Origin of the sequence: Shewanella morhuae (genome assembly GCF_900156405.1) — a bacterium.
In the GTDB taxonomy this organism is placed as follows: Bacteria; Pseudomonadota; Gammaproteobacteria; order Enterobacterales; family Shewanellaceae; genus Shewanella; species Shewanella morhuae.
On the sequence record NZ_FTNN01000014.1, the window covers coordinates 99472 to 106351 of the forward strand.

3 protein-coding genes, 1 pseudogene and 1 riboswitch are annotated in these 6880 nt (G+C 47.2%); of the genes and pseudogenes, 2 read left to right on the forward strand and 2 right to left on the reverse strand.

Translation table 11 applies throughout. The features are described from left to right. Nucleotides 1-43: 43 nt before the first annotated feature. Together BW947_RS15310 and BW947_RS15315 are read right to left on the reverse strand one after the other, a co-directional pair. On the reverse strand, nucleotides 44-922 hold the full coding sequence (locus BW947_RS15310; RefSeq protein ID WP_076501086.1) for an ABC transporter ATP-binding protein: 879 nt from the start codon (nucleotides 920-922) through the stop codon (nucleotides 44-46). 130 nt (nucleotides 923-1052) lie between these two features. After that, a riboswitch (cobalamin riboswitch) is annotated at nucleotides 1053-1209 on the reverse strand. 322 nt (nucleotides 1210-1531) lie between these two features. Beyond that, complete coding sequence (locus BW947_RS15315) at nucleotides 1532-2287, reverse strand: histidine phosphatase family protein (protein ID WP_076501074.1); 756 nt, start codon at nucleotides 2285-2287, stop codon at nucleotides 1532-1534. A gap of 420 nt (nucleotides 2288-2707) precedes the next feature. Here BW947_RS15315 and metH point away from each other — a divergent pair, with 420 nt between their 5' ends. Beyond that, on the forward strand, nucleotides 2708-6442 hold the full coding sequence (metH, locus tag BW947_RS15320) for a methionine synthase (RefSeq protein WP_076501075.1): 3735 nt from the start codon (nucleotides 2708-2710) through the stop codon (nucleotides 6440-6442). Nucleotides 6443-6540: 98 nt separating this feature from the next. After that, a pseudogene (locus BW947_RS15325) lies at nucleotides 6541-6880 on the forward strand (transposase); the annotation flags it as partial.

The following is a 6880-nucleotide window of genomic DNA, read 5'->3' on the forward strand; positions in this document are numbered from 1 at the left end:
CCCCAAGTTTGAGATGAAATACAGCTTTGCTTACTCCCCTTAATCATTCGCCCTCGCCTCGTTCATCCGCGTTATGAGTGGCATCATAGTAACCATAAAAATAGCTAATTAACGGTTTTTTATGTTGCGGATGGACGGACACCTGAGCGCAAACACCGAACACATCGCCGATACGCGCTTCAGTTAATACCTCTGTCGGTGTGCCCATAGCACTAACTTCACCGTTGTGAATGAGCAATAAACTGTCACACAGGGCGCTGGCCAAATTGAGATCGTGGATGGAGGCTATCACGCTAATACCTAAACTGCGTACCAGCTCAAGAATTTGAATTTGATAGCGCACATCAAGATGATTAGTCGGTTCATCAAGAATCAGTAATTGTGGCTGCTGCACTATGGCGCGGGCAATCAAAGCGCGTTGTTTTTCGCCGCCCGATAACCGCTCATATTGCTGGTGCATTTTATGGCTGAGGCCGACTTTTTCGAGCGCCTTGGCAATGCGTTCGCCATCTTTGCTAGAGTTAGTGTCAAACATGCCCTTGTGCGGCGTTAACCCCATACTGACTAATTGCTCTGTGGTCATGTCGAAATAATGCGGCGTATCTTGCTGGACAACGGCAACACTACAGGCAAAAGCCTTGGACGATAAATATTCAATATCTTGATCAAATAAGGTGATTTTGCCCTGAGTCGGGCGCACAAAACGATACAAACAGCGCAGTAAACTAGACTTACCCGCACCGTTAGGCCCAATCAGCCCAAGCATCTGCCCCGTCGGCAACGCAAAGTTAATATCGGTAAGAATAGTTTTGCCATCAATGCTCCAGCTTAAATGGCTCACATCAAGCGCAACTTGTGGGCTGGCTGGAATGGTCTCCTTGCTGTTTAACCCATGGCTTGTTTGGATTGCAGAGAGTTTCACCAATGTGGCGCTCCTAGCGAGTCCACACCTGCATTTAAAAAAGGGATATACATAGTTGCTGTACACATAATCGTTATACACATAATCATCTGCTCCCTCGAGTCACCCGCTCAAGAATTTAAGCTGCACGCAGCGATAACAGAAATAGGCAGGTCTCCTGACTCGTCACTTTTTATATTTAAAGCGCTATAAAGTGACTCACAGTTGCGGGCACAGTTCGGGCTGACTGGCGAGCAGTTCCCCGATTCCCTATTATGTTGAAATTAATCTTTAATTGGCAAAGAGGCTTAGCCATATCAGCCTAAATCTTCCCACACGACTAAAAACTTCCAACACCTATTTCTGTGACGTTAGCCGCAACGCTATAGCAAGGCCGTATGCAATCAGTAACGTCTGAAGAAGGCATTATCCTATATTTACTCTAATAGGCAATCGGCAATCACGCCGCTAAGACGATAAAAATCTTCAACTTAGCTGGCGGTTCAAATGGCGAACTATATGACTAAAATATGTGACTAACTATGACTACTCGCCGCTGTTACTAATGAGCTTACTAACTGTGTGTTAGCCGCATGATTGGCAGCGGTTAAGAGTAATCTGACTGCGCCGTTACTCGCAGCGACCGCTCGGCCAATCTAAACGCCAATAACGGCTGCCTTGCTCATCTTGCAGCACATTAATTTTTACCACTGCGGCGACGGGTAAATTAAGTTGACTGAAAAATCCTACTGCTCGCTCAACCCCCAGTGCTCGCGCCATTAAATGGCGTATAACGCCGCCGTGAGATACTAACCATATTTTAGCAGTAGGCGTGAGCGTACTGTCTTGAGCCTCATCTTGATTGAAGGCTATTGAATCCAAGGCAATAGATAATTGTTCAAACTCAGCGGCAAGTATTTGCTCAATAGCATGGTTCACTCGCGACTCAAAACTGGCCATAGTCTCACCGTTGGGCGGTGGTGTTTGCCACGGGTTTTGCCAATAGGCGGCTAAATATTCGCCCTCTTGTTGATAAAGCTCATCAAGCCTGCGCCCGTCCCAGTCACCGAAATCTATTTCCTGTAAATCTGATAAAAACTGTGCCTGTAATGGTTTTTTATGCTCAGTCAATATAGTGCTTGCTGATGTCAAGTTTGAAGATAGCGGCACAGTTGAATGCAGCTCGGCGGCCAGAGCTTGGGCAAAGTCAGCACAGCGGCGTGAGGTTGAACTATAAATAGCGCTACAGACGCTGGCCTGCGCCGCAACCGCCGTCGACATTTGTTGCCAACCCGTTTCACTCAACGGCACATCTACGCGCCCGCGTAAGATGGTGCCGCCTTCACACTCGCCGTGGCGTAGCAATAATAGTTGTATTTGTTTCATCGTATTCCTTGGCTAATATTCAAGAGCGAATGTTCAAAAAACACATCATTCAGGCGGTGATACTTAATATTATGGCCATTATGTTGTTAAAAAATAGCTTAATGCCAATGAAAACAGCCCTGTTACTTTGCCATTAAAACATTCACTCAATAAATCACCGCTAAAAGCGCTCAAAAACCTCCGATGAGCAGGGTAAATCGTCAGGTGATTTTGGCCTTGCACTGACGATCACAAGTCGCGTACTATGGACGTCCATACGTTTAAACGTCCACGGTGAATATCTAATAATATCGACTGCGCAGAATAAAATGCACTGAGCATAATAAAGGTCGATAGTTAGGCAGTGCTGTGAACCGAATCCTGTATTTAATCCTAGGCTTAATCATGGGCTTAGCTTAGCTGTATTTAAGGTAGCTATTTATGACGATACCCTCTACAAAAGCCAGTCAAATTTTGGCAGACATTCGCAAACAGCTTGCAGAACGCATTTTGATCTTAGACGGTGCTATGGGCACTATGATCCAAGACCACAAGCTAGAAGAAGAGGACTATCGCGGCGAACGCTTTAAAGATTGGCACACGGATGTTAAAGGTAACAACGACTTATTAGTATTGTCGCAGCCACACATCATCAAACAAATTCACACCGACTATTTAAACGCCGGTGCCGATATTATTGAAACCAACACCTTTAACGCCACCCCTATCGCGATGGCCGACTACGACATGCAGTCGCTGTCTGCCGAAATTAACTTTGCAGGCGCCCGCCTCGCCCGCGAAGCCTGTGATGAAGTCGCCGCAGCCACAGGTGTCCCGCGCTACGTTGCTGGCGTATTAGGCCCCACTAACCGTACCTGCTCGATTAGCCCAGATGTAAACGACCCAGGCTATCGTAATGTGAGCTTCGACGAGTTAGTAAGCGCTTACCGAGAATCCACTAAGGCACTGATTGACGGCGGCGCAGATATCATTATGGTCGAGACCATATTCGATACCCTAAACGCCAAGGCCGCACTGTTTGCTATCGAATCGGTATTTGACGACTTATTTGGTCAGCATTCTGAAAACAGATTACCCATCATGATTTCGGGCACGATTACCGATGCCTCAGGCCGCACACTGACTGGCCAAACCACCGAAGCTTTTTATAATTCCCTGCGCCATATCAAGCCGTTATCCATCGGTCTTAACTGTGCTTTGGGACCAAAAGAGCTGCGCCCCTATGTCGAAGAATTATCGCGCATTAGTGAGTGTTATGTGTCGGCGCATCCGAATGCAGGCCTGCCAAATGAGTTTGGTGGTTACGATGAAACCCCAGAGGATATGGCGAGCGTTATCGAAGATTGGGCGCGTGAAGGCATGCTCAATATTATTGGTGGTTGTTGTGGTAGCACGCCAGAACATATCCGCGTTATTCGAGAAGCCGTTGATAAACACAACCCACGCGCGTTACCTAACATTGCCGTCGCCTGCCGTTTAGCGGGTTTGGAACCACTGACTATCGACGCGCAGTCTTTGTTTGTTAACGTGGGCGAACGTACTAACGTCACAGGTTCGGCTAAGTTTTTAAAGCTAATTAAAGAAGGCAAATTTGAGCAAGCGCTCGATGTTGCCCGCGAGCAAGTTATCAACGGCGCACAAATAATCGATATCAACATGGACGAAGGCATGATCGATGGTGCTGAGTTTATGCATAAGTTTTTAAACTTAATCGCCTCAGAGCCCGATATCAGTCGCGTGCCGATTATGATCGACTCCTCTAAATGGGAAGTGATTGAAGCTGGCCTCAAATGCATTCAAGGCAAAGGCATAGTTAACTCGATTTCGTTAAAAGAAGGCGAAGCCAAGTTTATTGAACAAGCCACCTTAGTTAAACGCTACGGCGCGGCGGCCATTATCATGGCGTTTGACGAACAAGGTCAGGCCGATACTAAAGCGCGTAAAATTGAAATCTGTACCCGCGCCTATCGGGTATTGGTCGATAAAGTCGGCTTTCCGCCAGAAGATATTATCTTCGACCCGAATATTTTTGCCATTGCCACCGGTATTGATGAGCACGACAACTATGCCGTCGACTTTATTGAAGCCATTAAAGAAATTAAAGCCACCTTGCCACACGCGATGATCTCGGGCGGCGTATCGAACGTGTCGTTTTCGTTTCGCGGTAACAACCCAGTACGTGAAGCGATTCATGCGGTGTTTTTATACCATGCCATTCAAGCAGGCATGGATATGGGCATTGTTAACGCTGGTCAGTTAGCCATTTATGACGATATTGATCCTGCGCTCAAAGTGTTAGTCGAAAACGTGGTGCTTAACCTACCTTGCCCCATTGCCGATTCGAGCAACACAGAGCAGTTACTTGAAATTGCTGAAAAATACCGTGGCGATAACGCGCAGGTCGGTAAAAAAGAAGATTTAGAATGGCGCAGCTGGCCAGTGAGCCAACGTTTGGCCCACGCGTTAGTGAAAGGCATTACCGAATTTATTGATGAGGACACCGAAGCCGCTCGCCAAGAAGCGAAACGTCCGTTAGATGTGATTGAAGGCGCCTTGATGGACGGCATGAACGTGGTCGGCGATCTATTTGGTGCTGGTAAAATGTTCCTGCCACAGGTGGTTAAATCGGCGCGGGTGATGAAAAAAGCCGTCGCTTATTTGAATCCGTATATTGAGCTTGAAAAGGTCGCTGGCCAATCTAACGGCAAAATATTAATGATGACGGTAAAAGGTGACGTGCACGATATCGGTAAAAATATTGTTGGCGTAGTGCTCGCCTGTAACGGTTTTGAAGTATTTGATTTAGGCGTAATGGTGTCGGTTGAACGTATTCTCGCCGCGGTTAAAGAACACAATATTGATATTATTGGCATGTCGGGGTTAATCACCCCAAGCCTTGATGAAATGGTGCATAACGTAAAAACCTTCCAGCGCGAAGGCTTGACCATTCCAGCCATTATCGGCGGCGCTACCTGCTCTAAAATCCATACTGCGGTAAAAATTGCGCCCCATTATCCCCACGGTGCTATTTACATCGCCGATGCATCACGGGCTGTGCCTATGGTTAGCAAGCTGATTAATAACGAAACTCGCCAAGCCACTATAGACGCCGCCTATGTGGAATATGACGAAATGCGTATTAAGCGTTTGTCGCAAACCAAACTCAAACAAATTACCACCATTGAGGCTGCGCGTGAAAACCGCTGCCAACACGATTGGGGAAACTACACACCGTTTACACCCCATGTACTTGGCCGCCAAGTGTTTGATGATTATCCGTTAGAGGATTTAGTCGAGCGCATCGACTGGACCCCGTTTTTCCGCTCGTGGGAGTTACACGGGCATTACCCTGAAATCCTCACCGACAAAGTGGTCGGTATTGAGGCGCAAAAGCTGTTCGCCGATGGCCAAGCGATGCTCAAACAAATCATCGACGAAAAATGGCTTACCGCCAAAGCCGTTATCGGTTTATTCCCCGCCAATACCGTTAATCATGATGATATCGAGCTGTATACCGATGAGTCGCGCACCACCTTAGAAATGACCACTCATCACCTACGGATGCAGTTAGAACGAGTCGGTAACGACAACTTCTGTTTAGCCGATTTTGTTGCCCCCAAAGACTCAGGCGTCGCCGATTACATGGGCGGCTTTGCGGTGACTACAGGCCATGGCATAGACGAACATGTGGCGCGTTTTGAAGCCAACCACGACGACTACAACGCCATCATGCTCAAGTGCTTAGCCGACCGTTTGGCCGAAGCCTTTGCCGAGCGGATGCACGAGCGGGTACGTAAAGAGTTTTGGGGTTATGCGGCCGATGAGCAGTTAAGCAACGAAGCCTTAATCCGCGAGAAATACAAAGGTATACGCCCCGCACCGGGTTACCCAGCATGCCCAGATCACACAGAAAAAGGCTTGTTATGGGACTTGCTCAAGCCCGATGAAACTATCAACTTGAACATCACCGAAAGCTACGCCATGTTCCCCACAGCGGCAGTATCGGGCTGGTATTTCGCCCACCCGAAATCCCGCTACTTTGGTGTAACCAACATCGGCCGCGATCAAGTGGAGGATTATGCTATTCGCAAGGGGATGAGCATTGAGGAAACAGAAAGGTGGTTATCACCAATATTGGATTATGATCCTGAATAATCAGGATCTTTATTACGCTAACGCTGTAGTGGCACACTGAATTTGGCCACCTAATAAGAAATGTTATGATCTCATTCATAGCGAATTTAGGTGACAAAATGAATAAAAGTAAACGTGCACGATATAGCGCAGCGATTAAGCTCGAAACTGCCCAATTAGTCATTGACCAGGGCTATACACAAGAAGCGGCAGCCAAAGCCATGAACGTAGGTAAATCAACGGTCAGTAAGTGGGTAACGCAACTTCAGATCGAACGCAAAGGGATTGCTCCTAAAGCCTCACCCATGACGCCTGAGCAGATTGAAATAAGGGCACTTAAACGAGAAATTGAGCGGATTAACCTTGAGAAAGAAATCCTAAAAAAGGCTACCGCTCTCTTGATGTCGGACTCGCTGAACACTTCTCGATAATCGAGAAGCTCAATGAGAGCAATAAATA

What these genes read in the sequence shown, in the direction of transcription:
- BW947_RS15315 (WP_076501074.1), bottom strand. Translation starts at nt 2,287, where the DNA reads ATGAAACAAATACAACTATTATTGCTACGCCACGGCGAGTGTGAAGGC.
- metH (WP_076501075.1), top strand. Translation starts at nt 2,708, where the DNA reads ATGACGATACCCTCTACAAAAGCCAGTCAAATTTTGGCAGACATTCGC.